This window comes from Nostoc sp. UHCC 0252 (assembly GCF_034931145.1).
Taxonomy (GTDB): Bacteria; Cyanobacteriota; Cyanobacteriia; order Cyanobacteriales; family Nostocaceae; genus Nostoc.
The window spans coordinates 36,085-58,299 of the sequence record NZ_JAYGHE010000016.1 but is presented as its reverse complement, the minus strand read 5'-3'; the positions used below and the strand labels follow the sequence as shown (position 1 = coordinate 58,299).

Sequence of the window (22,215 nt, the reverse complement as noted above, 5' to 3'; positions counted from 1 at the left end):
ACTTCGGAACTCGGCTCATCGACTTCGGAACTCGGTTCATCCGCTTCCGAACTCGGTTCATCGACTTCGGAACCTCATTCCCCATTCCCCATTCCCCATTCCCCATTCCCAATCCCCAATTCCCAATCCCCAATCCCCAAAATCGGCATCCTCTTCTACCGCGCTCATTATTTAGCCGGAAACACTAAAGTAATTGATGCTTTATGCCAAGCCTTGGTACAGAAAAATTTACAACCAGTGCCAGTATTTGTTTCTTCATTGCGTGAACCCGATGTCCAAGCGGAGTTGAGTGAGTTTTTCCAACCCAAAGAAGCTGAATCAATCGCTGTACTGCTGAACACCACCAGTTTTTCTCTAGCACGGTTGGAAAGCGAAACACCCCAAACTGAACTATGGGAAAAATTAGATGTGCCTGTGTTGCAAGTAATCCTTAGTGGGGGATCAATTGAGCAGTGGGAGTCACAGTTTCAAGGGCTTTCTCCCCGCGATATTGGGATGAATGTGGCGTTACCAGAAGTAGATGGGCGGATTATTACTCGTGCTGTGTCTTTTAAAACAGTACAAACTCGTAATCCTCATTTAGAGACAGATGTGGTAGTTTATGAACCAGTCAGCGATCGCATCGAGTTCGTTGCTAAACTAGCAGCAAATTGGGCGCGTCTCCGTTCCAAACCACCTCAAGAACGGCGAATTGCCCTAATTTTGGCAAATTACCCCAACCGCAATGGCCGCCTCGCCAATGGTGTAGGACTGGACACTCCAGCTAGTTGTGTAGAAATCCTGCAAGCTCTACATCTAGCTGGTTATGAAGTCGAAAATCCACCTGCTCAAGGAGATGAGTTGATTGAACGCCTGACAGGTGGCGTAACAAATGATCCAGAAGGCCAAGAATCGCTTCCAGTACACCAAAGTGTCTCTTGGGAAGACTATCAACAGTATTTCGCTTCATTACCGCCAGCAGTTCAGCAAGGTATTAGTGAAAGGTGGGAAATGGGGCAAGGTACGGGAGGCAAAGGTGAAAACTCTTCTCCCCTGCTCCCCGCTCCCTGCCCCCCTGCCTCTATCCCCGTTCCCGGAATTCAACTCGGCAACGTCTTTGTGGGAATTCAGCCAGCAAGAGGTTATGATAATGACCCCAGTTTGAATTACCATGCGCCGGATTTAGAGCCAACCCATGCTTATTTAGCTTTCTATTATTGGGTTAGAGAAACTTTTGGTGCTGATGCTGTAGTTCATGTAGGGAAACACGGAAATCTAGAATGGCTACCCGGTAAAAGTGTGGCTTTATCGAGCAATTGTTATCCAGAAGTGGCTTTTGGCGCACTTCCCCACCTGTACCCGTTTATTGTCAACGATCCTGGTGAAGGTTCCCAAGCGAAACGTCGCGCTCAAGCGGTGATTATAGATCACTTAACGCCGCCAATGACTCGTGCAGAACTCTACGGTTCTTTGCAACAGTTAGAAAACTTAATTGATGAGTATTATGAAGCCGACAGTTTAGATCCTTCACGTTTGCCAGTAATTCGCGATCGCATCCACGAACTGGTAATCAAAGAAAATCTCCATCTAGATTTAGGAATCCAAAACGAAACAGAAATTTTTAAATCTGAATCCTTAATTTTGAATTCCATCGGCGGCTATCTTTGTGAATTGAAAGAAGCCCAAATCCGCGACGGGCTGCACATTTTTGGGCAATGTCCCCAAGGAAGGCAGCTACGAGATTTAATAGTAGCGATCGCTCGCATTCCCAATCGCCATTCTTCAGGTATTACCCGTGCGATCGCTCAAGATTGGAATTTAGACTTCGATCCCCTCACAGCCGATTTGTCAATGCCTAGTGGTGAATATTCGCTAGTCAATGGCACAGAATGCCGCACCCTCGGCGATATCGTCGAAGTCCTAGAAGAACACGCCGCCCTCTTAGTAGAACAATTAATAAATCAGGACTCAGAATTCAGAATTCAGAATTCAGAATTTAGAACTCCTAACTCCCCACTCCCCATTGTCCTTAACTGGATACGCGATCGCCTCCTTCCCGCCTTACAAAAAACCGATCAAGAAATCACCCACTTACTACACGGACTTGATGGCGGATACGTCCCCAGTGCCCCATCTGGCGCACCTACACGCGGCCGCCCAGAAGTTCTACCAACCGGGAGAAACTTTTATTCTGTCGATATTCGCGCCATTCCCACAGAGACAGCTTGGGATATCGGTAGAAAAGCTGCTGAAACCCTGGTTGAGTATTACACTCAGGAAAATGGCGAGTATCCCAAAACACTAGGTTTATCATTGTGGGGAACAGCCACCATGAGAACAGGCGGTGATGATATTGCCGAAGCCTTGGCTTTACTCGGAGTTCAACCTGTGTGGGATGGTGCAGCGCGGCGAGTAGTTGATTTTGAAATTTTGCCTCTAGCGATTTTGGGACGGCCTCGTGTAGATGTCACCTTACGGATTTCGGGATTCTTCCGCGATGCTTTCCCCAACTTAATTGACTTATTTGATCAAGCGGTATCAGCAGTAGCAGATTTAGATGAACCGCCAGAACAAAATCCTCTAGCGGATGCAGTTCGCCAAGAGACTAATTTGTGGACAAGCCAAGGATTAAGTGTAGAAGAAGCAGTGGTGCGATCGCGCTATCGCATCTTTGGTTCTCGCCCAGGTGCTTACGGTGCAGGACTCCAAGGCTTAATCGAATCGCAAAACTGGACAGACGACGAAGATTTAGCCCGCGCCTACATTAACTGGAGTTCTTACGCCTATTCTTCTGGAAATTTGGCAGGGGAGCAGGGAGCAGGGAGCAGAGGAGAGGCAATTACTTCCCCCTGCCCCCTGCCCTCTGCCCCTCTGCCTCTTAAGAGTCCCCAATCCCCAATTCCCAATACCGAAGCCTTCAAACAACGCTTGTCTAAAATGCAAGTTGTCCTGCACAATCAAGATAACCGTGAACACGATCTACTCGATTCCGATGATTACTACCAATTTCAGGGTGGTTTAACAGCTGCGGTGCGTTCTCTACAAGGAAAAAACCCCGAAACTTATTTTGGTGATAATTCCATACCCGCTAAACCACGAGTCCGCCAACTCAAAGAAGAAATTTCACGGGTGTATCGCTCTCGTGTAGTTAATCCCAAGTGGATTGCCGGAGTCATGCGCCACGGTTACAAAGGTGCTTTTGAAATGGCGGCGACAGTAGATTTTTTATTTGCCTACGATGCTACAGCTAAATGTGTCGAAGATTATATGTATCAAGGCATAGTAGAGGCTTACTTACTCGATCCAGTTGTGGCAGAATTTATTCAGGAAAAAAACCCTTATGCACTGCGTGATATTGCTGAAAAATTATTAGAGGCACATAAGCGCAATTTGTGGGAGGATGTAAATATAGGAACATTAGAAGCTTTGAGGAACCTAGTACATCAAGCTGAAGCAGTGATCGAAGAAAAATCAATGGTGTAGGAAACAAATATGGAAAATCTTGCGTATTTGCACCTAGCTTTCGCCTACGAAGACAGCACACCCAGTGAATTGGTATCTCTCAGTTCTTTGTTTAACAAAGCAGCTGCACCAGACTGGAAACGGCTTTCTGGTAGGGCTTGGAAGTATATGTTGCCCCTTGCTCTGTCCTTATCTATTCTTGGCGCTGTCAGTAGCGTCATCGCACTGGAAAGAGGAGATCAAGGCCCTTCTGTCAGAAATCTCCAACAAAAGTTGAAAACAGCAGGCTTTTACCAAGCTTCTGTCACCCAAGTATATGACGCATCCACACAAGAGGCTGTGCGGCGCTTCCAAAAGGCTGCCGGTTTACCAGTGGATGGCATTGTTGGAGCAAACACCCTGCAAAAATTAGAAAGCTGGCAAGCTAAAAAGCCCAGTACTACAAATAGACAAGCTAAAAAAGCTACTGTTGTAAGTACACAAGCTACAAAGCCCAGCACTACTACAGCAACCACCCAGCGCCGTAATTCTAATTACCTTGTTAAGGGTGATGAAGGCGAAAATGTCAGGGCTTTACAAGAACGCTTAAGAGTCGCAGGTTTTTATTACGGGAACGCCACAGGAATATTTGGCCCAATTACCGAAGAAGCCGTAAAGCGGTTCCAAGATACTTATAAATTAAGCGTTGATGGAATTGTTGGCCCAGCAACATTAGCTAAATTGCCGGGAGTTGGCATCGGTGATGGTGAAGAGGCTCCCAAAAAGGCAGTCAATCGAGATAAATTCAGTGTAGGCGATCGCGGTGAGCCAGTTAGAGTTATCCAAGAACAATTAATCCAAGCAGGATATTTAGAGGGAGAGCCAAATGGCTACTATGGCCCCTACACTGCTGACGCTGTAAGGAGATTCCAGGCAGCAAACTACTTGAAAGCAAGCGGAGTTGCCGGCCCAACTACCAGAGCTAAGTTATATAGCTCAGTTAATACTGCTAGCAAAAGCGAATTTAATACCCTAGAAATCCAAACGCGACTACGGGAGCGGGGTTTTTATAAAGGCAAGCTGAACGGTGTGATGGCAGCTGACACCAAAAAAGCAATTAAACAGGCTCAAGAATTCTACGGCATTAGCCTCAAGGATCTTAAGAGCGGACGCTTTTAGCATCCGCTTTGGTGTCGTTAGTATCAGTCCCCAACTCGTTGCTAGCCTCTAGTAACAGCAAATTACGAACTGCTCAAAATTCCATTTATTCGGTCAATTTGAGTAGTTTCGTCTGATCATCCACCCAAGTGCTAAAGCGGCATCAGCGCCCGTTGGCACTTGGGACAGACTGCATGGATAGTCATTTGACAGTCAAGCAGGTGGAAACCTTCTTTTTGAGCCGTTTTTGACCCAATTTTTAAAATTGAGTCATTTTTAAACTCAATAGTTGAGTTACATCTCACACAAATTAAGTGATGGTGATGATGGGGATAGGGCTGGTTGATTTCATAATGCTTATGTCCCTCGCCCAGTTCTAACTCTCGTAAAATTCCCATCCTGGCCATCAACTTTAAAGTCCGATAAATAGTTGACAGACTGATCCCTTCACCATCAGTTTCTAGTCGCTGATAAAGATCCTCCGCACTCAGGTGTTCACCTTGCGGAAGTTCCTGAAAAATGTGTAAAATTGTTTCGCGCTGGGGAGTTAATCGCCAGCCTCGTTCATTCAGTTCTGCCTTGAGTGAAGTAGTTGTGTAGACAGTCATACTAATATTTCTCAACAAAGCTCATTAATTGAGAATATAACAAATCTTGGGAGCAATTTGCAACAATCATTGCCTATTGAGAATTTATGTTAAATATTTAAAAACAATTCATCAAATCTTGATCAAAATTCAACTAATAAACTGTAATGCATTTAATTTGCATACAGTTAATAGTTAGGATACTTGTAACGATTGCATCCCTTGACGTTGAATTTTGCCTAAGTTAAATTTGAATTGGTTAGTTGATTCCCATCTTCAAGATATCTGAGCCAAGGTCTGGGAAAACTGTTCTAAAACTAAATGCAAATTACTTGCTACAAGCCTCTAAAAGGCTTTTAACTTGGGATAAAATCAGTCCTTTGTCCCTAGTCATTTGTCAAATTTACTCTTCTAATGACAAATGACCCTGCGGGTTCGCCAGTTGCTCATGGGGGAAACCCCCAAGACCGCACTGGCTCACTAATGACAAATGACTCTTAACGTTGATTAAGTTAGAGATTCCAAATAATCGCGGATTAGGTTACGACGCTTAGGTTGGCGTAGCTTTTGCAAAGCCTTGGATTCAATTTGTCTGACTCGTTCCCGCGATAAATCCAGAGCGCGACCAATTTCTGCTAAAGAATAAGGATGACCATCTGCCAAACCAAACCGCATCAAAATTACATCGCGTTCCCGGCTGGTCAAATCTGACAGAAGATGATGCAAGTCTCTTTGTAAAGATTCTCGCATTAACATTTCTTCTGGGGTTACACAGTCAGTTTCGAGTAATTCGCCTAACTCAGTGTCTTTATCCTTGCCGACTTTGGTTTCCAAAGAAACGGAGCGAGGAACCCGTAACAAAACTTCTCTGACTTGGGTCGGTGTCATCTCTAACTCAGTTGCTAAATCTTCTAGAGTTGGGGTGCGACCTTTTTCTTGAGCAATTTTGCGTTGGGCTTTTTTAATTTTGTTTAACTTTTCGGTAATATGAACCGGTAGGCGAATGGTGCGACTAGAAGTAGCGATCGCTCGTGTAATACCCTGACGAATCCACCAGTAAGCATAGGTGCTGAAGCGATAACCCTTAGTGGGGTCAAATTTTTCTACAGCCCGCTCCAAACCTAGTGTCCCTTCTTGGACTAAATCCAACAATTCCAAACCACGATTTTGATATTTCTTAGCAACAGACACAACTAGGCGAAGATTGGCCTTAATCATGTGTTCTTTTGCTTGGAGTCCTTGGGACTGAACTTGCTCCAACTCTTCTACAGTCAACTTGGCGATTTCAGCCCAGCGACGTTTCCCATTTGCCAAAGTTGGTCTGAGATCAGATAAAATTATGTCAGCAGTGGCAGCCCATCTTTCCAAAGACGGCCGATGTCCTAGTTCCGAGGTTAGACGTTCTTGAACTTCAATTAACCGAAGATAAGGCGTAATCACTTCATCCCCTTCCTTGGCGGCCTTAGCAAGTACTATCCGCATCCGCAAGTAACGCTGGACTTTTTGAGCTTCTGAAACCTCTTCATCTCGCCCTAACAAGCGAACCCGACCAATTTCTTGAAGATATAGGCGTACTAGGTCTGTACTCCGGCGGTTAGTACCAGCAGCAAAGTTAGTATTGTCAGCAGAAGCAATCTCTAGCTCCTGTAGATCATCTACCGATAACTCACTGTCATCAACCGTGAGATCCGAGTCCAAAGCCTGGCGAGACTTTTTGGTGTTGTAGGGGGCGTCTGCATAAAAAGATGTTGCTGGCATAAGATCGTCTCAATGGCTCCAGGTAACAATAGATTTCGGTCAGCTTAGATTACGGTCAGCTATTCAACTGTTGCTATTGTTCCCGTGATTTACGGTGAACTAACATAGTTGAACATTCCATTACAATTTTTTTAGAAATTAACTGTAATGGATTTATTGGATACAGGATTACTGAACTGAATCGGCTGCTAAATTTTTGATTTAACCAATAGCTATGCAAATTGGCAGCTAGGCTTTCAATATTTCAACTACTTAGTTAAAATTTCAACCTTGACGGTTTTTAATAGTAACTTTTGTAACACAGTATAAACATCCTTTAGTGAATGTCATCTTTATATTTGGCATAGTCACATTTACATGCCTACAAAAGTAATATCCTGACGATTTAGCAATTTTTTCTCAGGATTATTCAGGTATAAGTAGAACTAATGTATATCGAGGAAGTGATTAGGATTAACGGCAAAAACTCTATCGATACGGAGGCTGAAAAAGCGGGGAAGTTATTAAATACTCTCTGCGTGTCCTGCTAACCCGTCAATTTCAATGTGGTCAGATCCCCGACTTCTTAAAGAAGTCGGGGATCTTGTAACCCAGCAAAGTTAACTTTACAGACCACTAGTAGTTGTACTCTGGCTTGATATCTCGCAGCATCAGTTCATCAAGTGCTTGTCGAGGTGTGACTTCACCCTGAAGTAACCGATAAACTTGCTCAGTAATGGGAACCGGAATGTTTTGTTGCTTGGCTCGTTGCATCAAAACTTGGCAAGTGTTCACTCCTTCGGCTGTTCCTGGTAAATTTGCAAGAGTTTCTTGAAGTGTCTTACCACCAGCTAGCTGGTAGCCGACTTGATAATTGCGACTTAAGGGACTATTGCAGGTTGCTAACAAGTCTCCAAGACCTGATAATCCATAAAATGTTTCCGTCTTTGCACCCCAGTCGTTACCGATGCGAACCATTTCTGTGAGTCCACGGGTGACTAAAGCAGCTTTGGCATTTGTTCCTAGTTGTAAACCATCGCATACACCAGCTGCGATCGCAATCACATTTTTCAGTGTTCCCCCCAGTTCGACTCCCAAGGGGTCGGGATTGGTATATACCCGAAAGCGATGAGAAGAAAATACTAACTGCACTATTTCCGCAGCCGTGGGAATATTACTAGCTACCACCGTGGCTGCCGGTAATTCCATTTGAATTTCTTTTGATAAATTAGGCCCAGACAAAACAACCACTGCATGGTTAGGGAATACTGTTTGCCAAATTTGCGACGGTGTACAGGTGGTTTGGGGATCTAAGCCTTTTGTCGCCGTCACAAAAATTGTCTCTGGAGAAAAGGGGAAAGACTGGACTTGAGAAGCAACATCTCTGACACCAATCATTGAGATAGCGGATAGGACTATTTGAGCATCTTCCAACACTGCTTGGATTTGGGAACCTTGACGCGACCACACGCGCACCTGATGACCATTTGCTGCGGCGAGATTTGCCAGAGATGCACCCCAAGCACCTGCACCCAGAATTGCTACAGATTTTGAATTAGTCATTAATCACCGATCTCCCCATCACCCAATCCTCTTAGTTAGCAATCTAAAATTTAAAATCGGCTGCGTGGATAACGTTCCATTAATTCCCTGACTTGTTCAGCATGATATGAGCTTCTTGTCAAGGGAGAAGAAACAATTTGTAAAAATCCGATTTCTTCGCCGAATACTTTCCAAGCAGCAAATTGTTCTGGGTTGACAAATTCATTTACTTGCAAATGTTTTTGGCTGGGTTGAAGATATTGCCCAATTGTCAAAATATCACAATCTACGGTTCGTAAGTCTTGCATGACTTGGCGAATTTCGGCATCAGTTTCACCGAGTCCAACCATAATCCCGGATTTGGTGTATGTGCTAGGAGAAAGTTGGCGAGTTCGCTGTAATAATTCTAATGTGCGATCGTACTTTCCTTGGGGACGCACCCGGCGATACAGGCGTGGAACCGTTTCCGTATTGTGGTTTAATACCTCTGGCGCAGCTTGTAGAATCAACTCTAGAGCATTCCAATTACCGCACAAGTCAGGAATTAGCACCTCAATTGTGGTGTTAGGTGAAACAGAGCGAACCGCATCAATACAGGCTACAAACTGAGATGCACCACCATCAAATAAGTCATCTCGGTTTACAGAAGTGATGACTACATGGTTAAGTTTCATGCGACGAACAGCTTCTGCTAGTCGTGTAGGTTCCGTGGGGTCTAGTGGTTTGGGTTTTTTCTCAAAATCAATATCGCAGTAGGGACAAGCGCGTGTACAAGCCGGGCCCATAATTAAAAACGTGGCAGTACCAGCATTGAAGCATTCACCAATATTTGGACAGGACGCTTCCTCACAAACTGTATTGAGAGCTAAATCCCGCAAAATGTCTTTAACGTTACCGATGCGCTCATGCTGGGGTGCTTTTACCCGCAACCAGTCTGGTTTTACAGTCACAATCCGCTTTTACCACTAGAGTTATACAAATTTAATCGTAGCAAGCAAAGCCTTGGGTGAAGCGATCGTATATGTATATATAGATGTAATTCTGTGATTTGGCACTGGTTGTGATATTCTTAATTTACAATGCCATTTTTATGGCGGGATGTGGCGCAGCTTGGTAGCGCACTTCGTTCGGGACGAAGGGGCCGCTGGTTCGAATCCAGTCATCCCGATTTTTGTTGTAGAGCGACAAATTATTTGTCGCCACGGTCAAATAATTTGTCGCTCTGCATACGATGAGTACTCCTAAATGCCATCAAAATGATTGCTCTTAGCAGCGAAACCATATCAGTATTAATTAAGTAAAAGATATGAAACTGCCCTTAGATTCTCTCCAGTCCAATCTCGGCAGACTAGAGAGCAATTTGCTAATCCAGATGCTTACTTGGATTATGAACTAGGTAAAGCAGTGCAAGAGCTACCACCACTTTATACAAGACTATAAGACTTACGCAAATAATAGTCAAAACTCTTATTCTCAGGTAGGGGCAATTCATGAATTGCCCCTACCCCGTGTGTTTTGCGTAAGTCTTATTACTATTAAAATTCGCCTATTTATTAGATTTTCTGGCGCTTACGTTTCACAAATATCCGAGTAAGTACACTTTCAATAAATCCTCGAAAATTTAGGTAAGTCTTGGAGTGTAACTGCCAGGGTAAAAGACTTAACAGCCAATTTTGTATTGGTTCTAAAGGAACTAATCGATGGCGATTTGCCCACTTATAGCCAATAGACATAAATTTAGCATCTTTGGCTAAACCCCATTTTTGCTGGAAATGATTCAGCGAGGTTTTATTCCAAGCATCACTCCACCTTAAGAAAAAATAGGGTAGATCATACCATTCTAACGGTACTGGAAATACATAAATAACAGTACTAGCTGGCTCAAAGTAAATAGTCCCACCAACTGCACGCACTGATAGGCAAAAATCAACCTTTTCTCCAAGACTCATTAATTCCTCATCTAAGTAACCTATCTGCTTAAAAATTGCAGTACGTACTAAAAAACAATGAAATTCTATCAATTGTGTTTGTTCTCGTATTGAGATATGTGTATTTTCAGTGTCTCTACTCCATAAAAAACAATGCTAATAGAAACCATTACAGAAATAATTTGATTCCAAGCAAATCTAGTTAATATTAATTAGCTGAAGTAAAAATATCTGGTTAGAGTCTTTATGTTTGATTTTCATCGTTTGCGACTGCCATTGAAATATTTCAATATTCGCATTACAGTACTAACTTTTGTTTTATTTTTATGGTTAACTCCTGTCGTTGCTCAAGCATTAACAAAAGCTCCGGTTATTTTGGATGGACAACAGCTTTTTCAGATCAGCGATTCTGGTCAGTATAGCGCTCAAGAACGGGCAAATTTAATCAACTCACAACTAAAAAGTGTGATTTCAGCTTCTGAGTCTATTCAAGTTAAAATTGAAAAACGTAACCAGCTACCTACTATTTTGCTAAATGACCGCTATCTGTTAACAGTTACGCAACAAGATACTGTTCTAGGTAGTACACTTGACGAGCAGGCTAACATTTGGGCGCAGCAAATTGAAGGAGCCTTACAGCAAGCTCATTTAGAGCGAACTAAAACCTATCTTCAACAAACAACTTTTATAGCAGCAGCAATTTTACTCATAACTGGGGGATTTAGTTGGCTATTGGGATGGATTAAGCATCACTTTATTAGAGTAGCTTCACTTCGCTTAACTATTAGCAATGCCATACCTAATTCGGAAACACTTAAAGTATTAGAATTATTTCTCAAATTAGTGTTGGCAAGTATGCGTATCGGGCTTTGGATGAGTGCGATTCTTTATATCACTAATCTCTTTCCTTTTACTCGTCAATGGAGCTACCAAATTTCGAATATCCTAATTACCAGTTTTACCTCACCTATTCTGACATTAGGCAAGAATCCTTACTCTCTTACTCAACTAATAATTTTGGTTGGTTTGTTGTTTGGCTTAGTTATCTTTGCTGGAACTTTAACCAATTTCTTACGTTCTCGGATTCTATCTTTTACTGGAATCAATCGTGGCGCTCAAGAAGCGATTATAATACTTTTAAAATATGGTCTAATTTTTATTGGCACACTGGTACTGCTACAAATCTGGGGGCTTGACATTAGCTCTTTGACAATCTTAGCAAGTGCTTTAAGTGTTGGAATTGGCTTTGGTTTACAGGATATTGCTAAGAATTTTGGCAGTGGTTTAGTACTAGTATTTGAGCGTCCAATTCAGGTTGGAGATTTTGTGGAGGTTGGGGAATATACAGGTATTGTTGAACGAATCGGTGCCAGAAGTACCGAGATTCGTACCCTTGACCACGTTTCAATTATTGTACCCAACTCTCGGTTCTTGGAAAAAGAAGTAATCAACTGGAGCCATCGCAACCCGATTTCTCGCCTTCATCTCCCCGTTGGCGTTGCCTATAGCTCAGATCCCAAAGCAGTGCAATCTGCTCTGTTAGAGGCTGCTTCTAAGCATCCTAATGTATTGCAGACTCCTTTGCCTTTAGTACTGTTTAAAGAGTTTGCCAACAACAGCTTAAATTTTGAGTTATTAGTCTGGACTGCGGAACCTAATAAACAATTCTTGCTCAAAAGTGATTTATACTACATTATTTATGAAGTATTACAGCAACGAGAAATTGAAATTCCTTTTGCTCAGTTAGATTTACATCTGCGTTCTGGTAAGTTGGAATTGACGCCAGAAATGCAGTTAGCTTTAATACAGATGGCTGAACGATTATCAAATCAGGAGTCATGCATAGATTCAACCAATGCAATTGAAAGGGGCACAAAGGGTATAGATGCATGAGCGCTCTGTAATCATTGGGGTCTACCGACAAAAATCATCCACCCGAATATCACGCCAAATATCAGAAATTTGCCACCCGGAATTGCCCACAGATTGTACTGGAGGATTGTCAAGGAATGGAATATAGTCAGGAACTTTTGGAAGAGTAGTGATTATTGGTTTCTCCTCAACCACAGGAGTTGAAGAATTGATGGTACAGAAGAGAAGATTTTGGTCTTCGGCCTTTTCGATTTCCATCATTTCCTTCAAAGTCAGCTTTTCAGATTTTTTGATGATTTTCTTTGTACGTATCTCATTAGAAATTTTCATTGGCTGTTCCCTCAAAAGCATTGGCTCAAAATTTGGATGGGTAAAGTTGGGAGAAGATGAGTATTAATAATTGCACGGAATAAACACTTTACTGCAAAACTATGGAAAATACGAGTCCCTTGCTGAAGAATTCATTAATTGTGTACAAATCTGTTTTTGGGTAGATACATCAGTATAATCTGTTACACAAATACCTTAAAGCGATCGCTTCATCAAGACATAGGTCAAGATTGTTTTGCGGTTTTGGCTCCTAATAAGCAGATAATGGATGGTTAAGAGTTCTCGCTGTGGAGGAACAGCGTTGAAAAACTTATCAAGTGATAAAGGCACAATCTTAGTAGTAGATGACGAAGCCAGCATCCGCCGAATTTTACAGACGCGGTTAGAAATGATTGGCTACAGTGTAGTTACAGCTAGTGATGGTGAAGAAGCTTTGTCAGCTTTTCGCCTGTTGACCCCTGATTTAATAGTTCTGGATGTAATGATGCCAAAACTAGATGGTTATGGTGTGTGCCAAGAATTACGGAAAGAGTCAGATGTGCCAATCATCATGCTCACAGCTTTAGGAGATGTAGCAGACCGAATCACTGGGCTAGAACTCGGTGCTGATGACTACATGACGAAACCTTTCTCACCCAAGGAACTAGAAGCTCGAATTGCCTGCGTACTAAAACGGCGCTCCCACAAAAGTAGTCTCAATACTATTCCTAACTCTGGGATAATCCATGTGGGCAATCTCAAAATCGATATCAATAAGCGGCAAGTTTATAAAAATGAGCAACGCATTCGGTTGACAGGTGTGGAGTTTAGCTTACTAGAATTGTTAGTGAATCATTCGGGAAAGATTTTTTCGCGGTTAGAAATATTACAGCAATTGTGGGGCTTTGTACCAGAGATGAATACAGACACCCGTGTGGTAGATGTGCATATCTCACGATTGCGGACAAAGGTAGAATCCAACCCCAACGACCCAGAATTCATTATCACAGCAAGAGGTAGTGGTTATTTTTTCCCACGAATTGTTGAATCAGAACACGATGAGCGATCGCAATTCTAGTAACTTGTAATTTATCTAAACTTTCACTGACAATCGCCTGCGTTCTATTATCAAGCGCACTGGTAGCCTCATCGAATAACAAAATACGGGGTTTTAATGCCACGCAAGCAATTAACAACCGTTGTCGTTGTCCTCCAGAAAAATTACCGCCTTCTTCACTCACGACAGTATGCATTTGCGCGAAAGAAGGCTTTGTGAAAAGCGATCGCATCTTCTGTAAAATCTAAAGGCTTGCACCGTGACACCACAGCAATACATTTTTACCTTCCCTGGTTATTGCGGATAAAAAGGTTCTTTGCAACGTGTGAGAGTATTGAAATTACCTTTTATCTTGAAGGTAGTTGCAAGGCAATGACAACTGTTGCCACCATTGTCCAGGTTTGGTAAGGTTACTAAAACTTAGTATTGTGGCGCACTAAATTCATAAACTCCTCACGAGTCCGCGCATCTTCTGAAAACACACCACGCATTGCACTAGTTACAGTCCAAGAACCAGGTTTTTGCACGCCGCGCATCACCATACACATATGAGTTGCTTCTATTACCACTGCTACCCCTTGAGGTTTGAGTAAGCCTTGCAGCGCATCAGCAATTTGTAGGGTGAGACGTTCTTGCACTTGTAAACGTCGAGCGTACATTTCACAAATGCGGGCAATTTTAGATAATCCTATCACCTTGCCATTAGGAATATAGGCAACATGAGCGCGACCAATAATCGGTAAGATATGATGTTCACAGGAACTGAAAATATCGATATCCCGGATTAAAACCATTTCGTCAGCATCTTCTGTAAATACTGCCCCATTTAACAGTTCATCCAAAGATTCATGATATCCCTTGGTGAGAAACTGCAAAGCTTTGACAACTCGCTTGGGAGTATCTATTAACCCTTCTCTATCAGGATTTTCTCCTAATCCAATCAGCAAAGTACGTACAGCCTGCGCCATTTCTGCTTCTGTAACAGTTGGTAAATGCTGAGTAGATAAAGATGAAACCACTTGAGCAGCAGAATTTATATCGGGACGAATCGATAGAGTCATTTTCTCTGTTTGATTGGTGTAGATTAATGAATTAGTTAATAGTTCATGAACTATTAACTAAACTCGGCAATTGCTTAACATTACTTAACTATACCAAACATTCGTTAAGTTGTGAGTAAAGTTGTCCAATATCCAACTTTCTACCAATAAAAACTGCTTGGTTTTTAGGTGGAGTATTCCATTCATCAGCATTTAAACTATAGCGAAATCCACTCAGTTGAAAAACATGGCGTAACTCACTATCACTAAACCACAAAATGCCCTTAGCTCGAAATACCTCCTGTGGCATTTCTTCGGTGAGAAAGTTTTCAAATTTATGAACATCAAATGGTCTATCGCTTTGAAAAGAAATTGAAACAAATCCATCATTTTCTAAATGATGTGAGTGATGTTCGTGATGATGATGGTCGTGGTCATGGTCATGATGATGGTGTTCATGTTCGTGAGTATCTTCTGCATGATTGGCAGTATACTCATCTATTGGAGTTAAAGCCACATCTAAAATTAATGGTAACGCCACTTCTCCATGTTTTGTGTGCAGAATTTTTGCACCAATTTTCATATCATGGATGCAATTTTCTACATCTTCTAGTTTTTCTGGAGTCACGAGGTCTGTTTTATTTAGAAGAATAATGTCTCCATAAGTAATCTGTTTTAAAGCAGCTTCACTATGGAAGTGTTCTTCATTAAACGCCTCAGCATCTACTACAGTTAGAATCGAGTCTAGGTTTGTTAAATCCCTTAATTCTGTACCTAAAAAAGTTAAGATAATTGGTAGCGGGTCAGCAACACCAGTCGTTTCAATGACTAAATAATCAATCCGGTCTTCTCGTTCTAAAACTCGATAAACTGCATCTACTAAATTATCATTGATTGTGCAGCAAATACACCCATTGCTCAGTTCGAGCATATCTTCGTCTACAGAAATTAGCAATTGGCTATCTATGTTAATATCGCCAAACTCATTCACGAGTACAGCAACTTTTAAATCTTGTTTATTTTTGAGAATTTGATTTAGCAGTGTAGTTTTACCACTACCTAAAAATCCGGTGATAATGGTAATAGGCATTCCTTGTTTAGGAATATCAAGACTGGGGTTTGAAGTTGGTGCTGTTAGTTGAGTCATAATCAATTAAATCTTCCGTAAGCTTCAAAATTGTTAGTAGTCATTAGTCAGGAATTTTTGCTTTTGTCTCTCTGTCCTTTAAAGTACAATTTTGGAGGTTATAGCCTCTTGTAAACGATGCAGCAGTTCATCTATATTTAGTACGCCCAAATCTCCAGATTGTCTAGTTCTTACACTCAAGTTTTGATTCTCTACCTCTTTTTTACCCACCACAGCAACAACAGAAATCTTTTCTAACTCGGCTGTACGAATTTGCTTACCTAAACGCTCACCACTGCTGTCTATTTCTACCCTAATTCCAGCTTTCTTAAATGATATTGCAACTGATTCTGCATATTCACGAAAATCATCACTCACAGGTAATAATCGCAGTTGTACTGGTGCTAACCATAGGGGAAAATCACCAGAATAATTTTCAATTAAAATTCCAAAAAAACGCTCCAATGAGCCAAAAATAGCTCGGTGAATCATAATTGGTCGCTGGCGACTCCCATCAGCAGCAATATATTCCATATCAAAACGTTCTGGTAAATTAAAATCTACCTGAATAGTGGAACATTGCCAGAGACGACCTATCGCATCTTGGATTTTGATGTCAATTTTAGGCCCATAAAAAGCACCACCGCCTTCATCAACAATATAATTCCAGCCTTTAGTATCCAAAGCTTGTCTTAATGCTGAAGTTGCTAACTCCCATACTTCATCATTTCCCACTGATTTTTCAGGACGGGTCGAAAGATTCACTTCATAATTTTTAAAGCCAAAATCTGACAAAATATGTTCTGTGAGATTTAAAACTCCTAAAATTTCATCAGCAATCTGGTGAGGTAAACAGAAGATATGAGCATCATCTTGGGTAAATCCCCTAACTCTCATCAAACCATGTAGCGCCCCAGAACGTTCGTAACGATACACTGTTCCTAATTCTGCCCATCTTAAAGGCAATTCTCGATAGGAATGTAGTTGATGCTTGTAAGTTAAGACATGAAATGGACAATTCATTGGCTTAATTTGATAAGCCTGATTTTCCACATCCATCGAGTCGAACATATTCTCTTGATAGAAGTCAAAATGACCTGATGTTTTCCATAAATCGAGGTTTGCTATATGTGGTGTGTAGAGTAATTGATAACCAGATTCCAGATGAGCTTTGCGCCAATAATCTTCAATGATGTAGCGAATAATTGCGCCTTTAGGATGCCAAAATACTAACCCGCCACCAGCATCTTCTTGAATGCTGAATAAGTTGAGTTCTTGACCTAACTTTCTATGGTCGCGGCGTAAAGCTTCTTCTCTTTGTTTAAGGTAAGCTTGTAATTGTTCCTTTGTTTCCCAAGCTATACCATAAATGCGTTGCAGTTGGGCTTTGGTTTCATCTCCTTGCCAATATGCACCAGCAATATTTAACAATTTAAAGGCATCAGGCTCAATTTCACCAGTAAAGTTAATGTGTGGCCCTGCACATAAGTCCCACCAATAGTTATTTGCTGGTTGAATGTCTGCAACAAACAATGAAGATTCTGGTTTACCAGTATCGGGACTACCAATAAAGTAACGGGTAATTGTCTCCCCTGTGGGAATACGTTCTAATATTTCTAACTTGTAAGATTCGTTTAATTGGTCAATTTCGGTGCGAATTTCTTCTCGTTGTACCTCTTCGCGGATGATAGGTAAATTCGCTTTGATTATTCGCCGCATCTGTTGCTCAATTTTGCCTAAGTCATCGGGAGTGATGCTAACTGGACAATCGAAGTCGTAGTAAAACCCGTTTTCTGTGACTGGGCCAGTTGCTACTTTAGTCCCTGGAAATAGCTTCTGCACTGCCATTGCCATTATATGGGCGCAGGTATGACGAATCCGCACCAGTTTTTCACTGTCGTGCTGGCTTAAGTTTTCCTGAGACTGAATTAAGGAACTGACCATATTTAAAAAGAATGAGAATCGTTATCATGGTAGCGCAAAAAAAGTTTGATGGTGCAATCTGGATGGAGAAAAGATAGAAGTGTTTGACTTTGGGTACGTTATTGGATGGTTGCAATGGAAAATAGTTGGGCGATGGAATTCACGTTCTTCAAGAAACGGCGTTGCTGATTCAGGAAAATTCTTACACTCCCCGTTCTTTATGTAAGTTTGTGTAGGGTAGTGTTTTTGGTCAACCTGCTTGTACTCTGTTGAATGTGTGGGAAAGAGCTACACTCGGTTTGACGATCGCTGGTACAATCTTTTCACAAGCCATTCTTGCACCCGATAAATTCCGTGCTGTTGGCCCTACTTGTAAAGCGGCTAAACCACCCATGATAAATAATTCACAACCAGCCCAACGCAGACAAGTATCTAAAACTGGTAAACCTTTGACTATCTTGATGGGGTAGGCTGCTAAAATGTCCTTTAATAAGGGTTCAGTGTTGACATCGAATTTAGTGCCAGTCGAAAGCCAAATGTAATCGCACTCATGTTGATTACCATCACTACATTCGACGCGCCAATTTTCGCCTAACCATTCGGCTTTCACTACTTGACAGTTCTCATCAATTCTGATTTTACCACTACGTACTTGTCGCCGTAGTTGGGTAGCGATCGCAGGTGTCATCGAGCCACCATTTCTAGCTTGCTGAATCATCATCACCCTTTGCCCCCAATCAGATTGAGCAAGAAATCCTTTCAGATACTTTGGCCCTAACCAACCCGGTTCAGCATCGAACAACTTTTCTGCTAATTGTCGCCGAATCATTAAATGCACCTTTGCACCGCGAGAAATAGCACCTAATGCCAAATGTCCACTCGTCAAACCGCCGCCCACAATCAATACTCTCTTACCCATCAACTGCAATTTTTGCAAATCAATAGTTTGGGAGTGGCAAAGTCTATCTTGTGGGTAGGCTGTCTGAATTTGGTTTACCCAATCAGGTATTTGAATTTGAGCGCTACTAGTTGCCAACACTACCCGCCGTGCAATAACTGCTTGTCCATCTTGCAAGCAGAGGCGGAAACGGGGACGCAAATGATGAGTTAAGGGTTCGATACTCTTGACTGCTAAAGGGATAACTTGCTCTTGCAACTGCCAAACTCGAATCACATCCTGACAGAAATCCTCAAATAGCTGTGTTCCTGGCAAATCATAGGGGGGAAATAACTCATCAGGACGAGATTCAGCAAATTTCCGTAAAGCAAACGGGTTGGGGTCTGGATGATGCACTGCGGGAGAACGCAAATGCGGAATTTCTAAAGCTGCAAATTGCTGTTTCCAGCGACTCATCCACCTACCACTGGGGTCAAATACCGAGAATTTACCCCTGATAGACTGCCGTTTTTGCAGCAAATGGGTAGTCAAAGTAAGAGCATGAGGCCCTGCACCAATAATTGCCAGGTCAATTGTTTCAGGAAGAGTCATCGTAAATTGCATTGCTGGAGAGACAATCTGGCTTTTATGATAATAGTTATCATTCTATATGGAGAAGATTAGTCCAGCAAGGTGATTCTGAAAATAGGGTATTGGGTATTGAAAAGAGGCAGGGGGGAAAATTCTTCTCCCTTGCTCCCTGCTCCCTTGCTTCTTCCCCATTCCCCATTACATCAACATCAGAGCTACTTCTTTGGCAAAGTAAGTCAAAATTAAGTCAGCGCCAGCCCGTTTCATACTGGTTAATGATTCCAAAATTACCTGTTTTTCATCAATCCAACCCATCTGGGCTGCGGCTTTAATCATGGCGTACTCACCGCTAACGTTGTATGCTGCAACTGGTAAATTTGTAGCTTCTTTTACCCGACATATTATATCTAAGTAAGCTAAAGCAGGTTTGACCATAATGATATCTGCACCTTCAGCAATATCCAGTTCAATCTCTTTTAAAGCTTCTCTGGCATTCGCCGCATCCATTTGATAAGTCTTTTTGTCGCCAAATTTGGGGGCAGAATCCAACGCATCACGAAAGGGGCCATAGTAGGCGGAGGCGTATTTTGCAGAGTACGCTAGAATCCCGACGTTAATATAACCTTCTGCATCTAAAGCTTGGCGAATTGCGCCGATTCTTCCATCCATCATGTCGGAAGGTGCAACAAAATCTGCTCCGGCTGCGGCTTGAGAAAGTGCCATTTTTACTAACACTTCTACTGTCGGGTCATTTAAGATAGTACCGTTTTCATCAACTAAACCATCATGACCATGTGTGGTGAAGGGGTCGAGGGCTACATCGGTAATGACAACAATTTCTGGGATTGCTTGTTTAATGGCTTTGACAGTTTGCTGTACTAACCCATCTGGATTGTAACTTTGAGTGCCTGTGTCGTCTTTTTTATTTTCGGGGATAACGGGGAAAAGTGCGATCGCATTAATTCCCAGTTCAGACACTTCTGCTATTTCTTTGAGCAACAAATCTAGAGAATATCGATAACACCCTGGCATCGAGGCAATTTCTACAAGTTGCCCTTCGCCTTCGGTGACAAACATGGGATAGATGAGATCATTCACAGTCAGAGTATTTTCCCGCACCATCCGCCGCAGCGTTGCAGTCCGACGTAGACGACGGGGACGTTGGAACGGGTTCGATGGCTTGTCGGTAGTTGTATTTACAGGTGACATAGAATTTCATTAAAATGATAATCATTATTATACGACTGTGGTAGACTTACCCGGTATTTACGATTTGCGGGGCTTTTGATCTTGTTAAAAGTTGAGCAAATTGGTGATACTGCTTGTAAAAACTCATAGATAAACCAGATGCTATAACTGGGTGGCATTGGTAAAGTTAGCAATTTTCTTGCTACTATATTTCAAATCATATAAAAATGATTATCATTATATTTATGTCTGTACCAAACATTATTGTCGTTGCTGGTTCGTGTGGGGCTGGAAAAACTACCTGGGTTTGTCAACAGATGCGAGATATCGCTGATGTTGACAAAATAATTTATTACAACCCTGGTACTGGGACTGTTCCCGTTGACCAAACCCGCATAGCTTCTGAATTTCCTGATTTACAGGTCTTTAGCGATGCTCAACAAGTCGAATTTCTGAACCAAATACCCAAAGCAGATGCGGTTTACATTGAGTGGGGATTTTATCTGGAGTTGGGATCTGTAGCACAATTATTAGATAATCTGACTTACCGTACCGTAGCAGTCTTACCACCTGACCTCAAAGACTCTGAATACCATGCTTGGGCAAAGGAGATTGTACGCGGCGCACCAACCCAAACTAATACTACTGAAACTTTATGGCGGGCAGCAAGCAACGGTCAAGTAATTGACGAAAATAGTCTGGAAGAATTTTGGTACGAAATCACCCACAGTGCTTACGGTATCGTCACCCGCGCCAAAGGCATTTTTGACGTGAACGATGGTAGGTCACTTTACTGTGATTTTGTCGCTGGCGTTCCCCAAACAGATTTTCTGGAATTAGACTTACCACGCTACTTGGAAGGTAGACCTCAGCGTTTCAGTGGACTGGAAGTGGTGGGACAAAACTTGGATGAAGCGGCTTTAAGGCAAACATTATCAGATTGCTGTTTATCTGACGCTGCGATTTTGCAATACCAACAACAAGTAAAAGAGATTTTATTAGAAGGGGAACCAGTATGAAAATAGCCGTCATTTCATGTATTCATGGCAATTACGAAGCCTTGGATGCTGTATTACTAGATATCGACCAGCACTCGTGTGAAAAAATCTTTTGTGTTGGCGATTTGGTAGGATATGGGCCGCATCCCAATGCAGTCGTTGCTCAAATTCGTTCTTTAGATATTCCCACCTGCGTCGGCTGTTGGGATGAAGATATTGTAGAAGGTTTGAACGCTTGCGATTGCAGTTATCCCTCGTTATTGGCAGAAAAAAGAGGAATACAGGCTCACGAGTGGACTAATAAGGAAATTAACCCAGAAAACCGCGAATTTTTAGCTAATTTACCCCACAGTCTCAAAGAAGGAAATTTAGCTTTTGTTCATGGTAGTCCTCATAGCAACCATGAATATTTACTACCTCAACTCGATGCTTTTGTAGCACTAGAGCGAGTAATTTCCACAGATTCAGATGTGCTTTTTTGTGGTCATACTCATGTACCTTACGCCCGAACTCTTGATGCTGGTCAGCTACAAATTAGTGTTGGCAGAGGAGAAAAAGCACAGGAAATCACTTTTACATCTCCTCTCAAACGAATTGTGAATGTAGGTTCAGTGGGAGAACCCCGACATGGGCGACCGAATGCTACCTATGTGATTTACGACACAGACACTCAAGAAATCAAACTACGCGAAGTAGCTTACGACTACCAAAAAACCTGTGCAGCAATTATTGAAAAAGGTTTACCTCCAATTTTTGCTTGGCGTTTAGCGCATGGGTTGGAGTATGCAGAACGAGCAGATGACCCGACTCACGTTTGCACAAGGTAATCTCTCTCCCTCCTCCTCTTCCTCCGCGCCCCTCT

General features: G+C 42.2%; 17 protein-coding genes, 1 tRNA gene and 1 pseudogene. 7 read left to right on the top strand and 12 right to left on the bottom strand.

Going from position 1 to position 22,215, the window contains the following annotated elements:
- Positions 1 to 3,462, top strand: a 3,462-nt coding sequence (cobN, locus tag VB732_RS12560; RefSeq protein ID WP_323231165.1) for a cobaltochelatase subunit CobN, incomplete at its 5' end; no start/stop codon positions are given.
- Positions 3,463 to 3,471: 9 nt separating this feature from the next.
- Positions 3,472 to 4,599, top strand: a complete 1,128-nt coding sequence (locus VB732_RS12555; RefSeq protein WP_323231164.1) for a peptidoglycan-binding protein — start codon at positions 3,472 to 3,474, stop codon at positions 4,597 to 4,599.
- A 131-nt stretch (positions 4,600 to 4,730) separates the two neighbouring features.
- On the opposite strand, the gene VB732_RS12550 is transcribed toward VB732_RS12555, so the two are convergent.
- From VB732_RS12550 to lipA, 4 genes are all read right to left on the bottom strand, one after another.
- A complete protein-coding gene (locus VB732_RS12550; protein WP_190728729.1) occupies positions 4,731 to 5,186 on the bottom strand; it encodes a Fur family transcriptional regulator in 456 nt (151 codons plus the stop codon).
- A gap of 486 nt (positions 5,187 to 5,672) precedes the next feature.
- Entirely contained in the window at positions 5,673 to 6,923 is a 1,251-nt protein-coding gene (gene sigC, locus VB732_RS12545) for an RNA polymerase sigma factor SigC (protein ID WP_323231163.1), read from the bottom strand.
- A 615-nt stretch (positions 6,924 to 7,538) separates the two neighbouring features.
- Positions 7,539 to 8,465 (bottom strand): NAD(P)H-dependent glycerol-3-phosphate dehydrogenase, encoded by a 927-nt coding sequence (locus VB732_RS12540; RefSeq protein ID WP_323231162.1) that lies wholly within the window; start codon positions 8,463 to 8,465, stop codon positions 7,539 to 7,541.
- A gap of 50 nt (positions 8,466 to 8,515) precedes the next feature.
- Positions 8,516 to 9,394, bottom strand: coding sequence for a lipoyl synthase (gene lipA, locus VB732_RS12535; protein ID WP_323231161.1), 879 nt, complete (start codon positions 9,392 to 9,394; stop codon positions 8,516 to 8,518).
- Between the two features lie 144 nt (positions 9,395 to 9,538).
- On the opposite strand from lipA, the gene VB732_RS12530 reads away from it, so the two are divergent.
- Positions 9,539 to 9,612: transfer RNA gene (locus tag VB732_RS12530), tRNA-Pro, on the top strand.
- Positions 9,613 to 9,997: 385 nt separating this feature from the next.
- Here the strand turns inward: VB732_RS12530 and VB732_RS12525 are convergent.
- Positions 9,998 to 10,393: a hypothetical protein gene (locus VB732_RS12525; RefSeq protein WP_323231160.1), complete on the bottom strand. Its 396-nt coding sequence runs from the start codon at positions 10,391 to 10,393 to the stop codon at positions 9,998 to 10,000.
- 225 nt (positions 10,394 to 10,618) lie between these two features.
- Between VB732_RS12525 and VB732_RS12520 the strand changes: the two genes are divergently transcribed.
- Complete coding sequence (locus VB732_RS12520) at positions 10,619 to 12,265, top strand: mechanosensitive ion channel family protein (RefSeq protein ID WP_323231159.1); 1,647 nt, start codon at positions 10,619 to 10,621, stop codon at positions 12,263 to 12,265.
- 21 nt (positions 12,266 to 12,286) lie between these two features.
- Here the strand turns inward: VB732_RS12520 and VB732_RS12515 are convergent, their stop codons facing one another.
- Positions 12,287 to 12,574 (bottom strand): hypothetical protein, encoded by a 288-nt coding sequence (locus VB732_RS12515; protein ID WP_323231158.1) that lies wholly within the window; start codon positions 12,572 to 12,574, stop codon positions 12,287 to 12,289.
- A gap of 268 nt (positions 12,575 to 12,842) precedes the next feature.
- Between VB732_RS12515 and rpaB the strand changes: the two genes are divergently transcribed.
- Positions 12,843 to 13,631 carry a response regulator transcription factor RpaB gene (gene rpaB / locus VB732_RS12510; protein ID WP_416235741.1) on the top strand — a complete coding sequence of 263 codons (789 nt, stop codon included), beginning with the start codon at positions 12,843 to 12,845 and terminating at the stop codon, positions 13,629 to 13,631.
- Here the strand turns inward: rpaB and VB732_RS12505 are convergent.
- The 6 genes and pseudogenes from VB732_RS12505 to hemB form a co-directional block, all read right to left on the bottom strand.
- Positions 13,606 to 13,809, bottom strand: a pseudogene (locus VB732_RS12505) (ATP-binding cassette domain-containing protein); the annotation flags it as partial. The gene rpaB and the pseudogene VB732_RS12505 overlap by 26 nt on opposite strands.
- A 214-nt stretch (positions 13,810 to 14,023) precedes the next feature.
- Complete coding sequence (gene folE / locus VB732_RS12500; RefSeq protein ID WP_185585311.1) at positions 14,024 to 14,671, bottom strand: GTP cyclohydrolase I FolE; 648 nt, start codon at positions 14,669 to 14,671, stop codon at positions 14,024 to 14,026.
- An 88-nt stretch (positions 14,672 to 14,759) separates the two neighbouring features.
- Positions 14,760 to 15,797, bottom strand: coding sequence for a GTP-binding protein (locus VB732_RS12495; protein WP_323231157.1), 1,038 nt, complete (start codon positions 15,795 to 15,797; stop codon positions 14,760 to 14,762).
- 78 nt (positions 15,798 to 15,875) lie between these two features.
- Positions 15,876 to 17,720, bottom strand: a complete 1,845-nt coding sequence (gene thrS / locus VB732_RS12490; RefSeq protein ID WP_323231156.1) for a threonine--tRNA ligase — start codon at positions 17,718 to 17,720, stop codon at positions 15,876 to 15,878.
- Positions 17,721 to 17,949: 229 nt separating this feature from the next.
- Positions 17,950 to 19,188, bottom strand: coding sequence for an FAD/NAD(P)-binding protein (locus tag VB732_RS12485; protein ID WP_416235740.1), 1,239 nt, complete (start codon positions 19,186 to 19,188; stop codon positions 17,950 to 17,952).
- 177 nt (positions 19,189 to 19,365) lie between these two features.
- The gene (gene hemB / locus VB732_RS12480) at positions 19,366 to 20,376 is read right to left on the bottom strand and encodes a porphobilinogen synthase (protein ID WP_323231154.1); all 1,011 of its coding nucleotides are present in this window, start codon (positions 20,374 to 20,376) and stop codon (positions 19,366 to 19,368) included.
- 224 nt (positions 20,377 to 20,600) lie between these two features.
- Between hemB and VB732_RS12475 the strand changes: the two genes are divergently transcribed.
- Complete coding sequence (locus VB732_RS12475; protein ID WP_323231153.1) at positions 20,601 to 21,374, top strand: GTP-binding protein; 774 nt, start codon at positions 20,601 to 20,603, stop codon at positions 21,372 to 21,374.
- The gene (locus VB732_RS12470; protein ID WP_323231152.1) at positions 21,371 to 22,180 is read left to right on the top strand and encodes a metallophosphoesterase family protein; all 810 of its coding nucleotides are present in this window, start codon (positions 21,371 to 21,373) and stop codon (positions 22,178 to 22,180) included. Before VB732_RS12475 ends, VB732_RS12470 begins: the two co-directional genes overlap by 4 nt.
- Positions 22,181 to 22,215: the final 35 nt, after the last annotated feature.

What these genes read in the sequence shown, in the direction of transcription:
- VB732_RS12555 (WP_323231164.1), top strand. Translation starts at nt 3,472, where the DNA reads ATGGAAAATCTTGCGTATTTGCACCTAGCTTTCGCCTACGAAGACAGC.
- VB732_RS12550 (WP_190728729.1), bottom strand. Translation starts at nt 5,186, where the DNA reads ATGACTGTCTACACAACTACTTCACTCAAGGCAGAACTGAATGAACGA.
- sigC (WP_323231163.1), bottom strand. Translation starts at nt 6,923, where the DNA reads ATGCCAGCAACATCTTTTTATGCAGACGCCCCCTACAACACCAAAAAG.
- VB732_RS12540 (WP_323231162.1), bottom strand. Translation starts at nt 8,465, where the DNA reads ATGACTAATTCAAAATCTGTAGCAATTCTGGGTGCAGGTGCTTGGGGT.
- VB732_RS12525 (WP_323231160.1), bottom strand. Translation starts at nt 10,393, where the DNA reads ATGAGTCTTGGAGAAAAGGTTGATTTTTGCCTATCAGTGCGTGCAGTT.
- VB732_RS12520 (WP_323231159.1), top strand. Translation starts at nt 10,619, where the DNA reads ATGTTTGATTTTCATCGTTTGCGACTGCCATTGAAATATTTCAATATT.
- VB732_RS12515 (WP_323231158.1), bottom strand. Translation starts at nt 12,574, where the DNA reads ATGAAAATTTCTAATGAGATACGTACAAAGAAAATCATCAAAAAATCT.
- rpaB (WP_416235741.1), top strand. Translation starts at nt 12,843, where the DNA reads ATGGTTAAGAGTTCTCGCTGTGGAGGAACAGCGTTGAAAAACTTATCA.
- folE (WP_185585311.1), bottom strand. Translation starts at nt 14,671, where the DNA reads ATGACTCTATCGATTCGTCCCGATATAAATTCTGCTGCTCAAGTGGTT.
- VB732_RS12495 (WP_323231157.1), bottom strand. Translation starts at nt 15,797, where the DNA reads ATGACTCAACTAACAGCACCAACTTCAAACCCCAGTCTTGATATTCCT.
- thrS (WP_323231156.1), bottom strand. Translation starts at nt 17,720, where the DNA reads ATGGTCAGTTCCTTAATTCAGTCTCAGGAAAACTTAAGCCAGCACGAC.
- VB732_RS12485 (WP_416235740.1), bottom strand. Translation starts at nt 19,188, where the DNA reads ATGACTCTTCCTGAAACAATTGACCTGGCAATTATTGGTGCAGGGCCT.
- hemB (WP_323231154.1), bottom strand. Translation starts at nt 20,376, where the DNA reads ATGTCACCTGTAAATACAACTACCGACAAGCCATCGAACCCGTTCCAA.
- VB732_RS12475 (WP_323231153.1), top strand. Translation starts at nt 20,601, where the DNA reads ATGTCTGTACCAAACATTATTGTCGTTGCTGGTTCGTGTGGGGCTGGA.
- VB732_RS12470 (WP_323231152.1), top strand. Translation starts at nt 21,371, where the DNA reads ATGAAAATAGCCGTCATTTCATGTATTCATGGCAATTACGAAGCCTTG.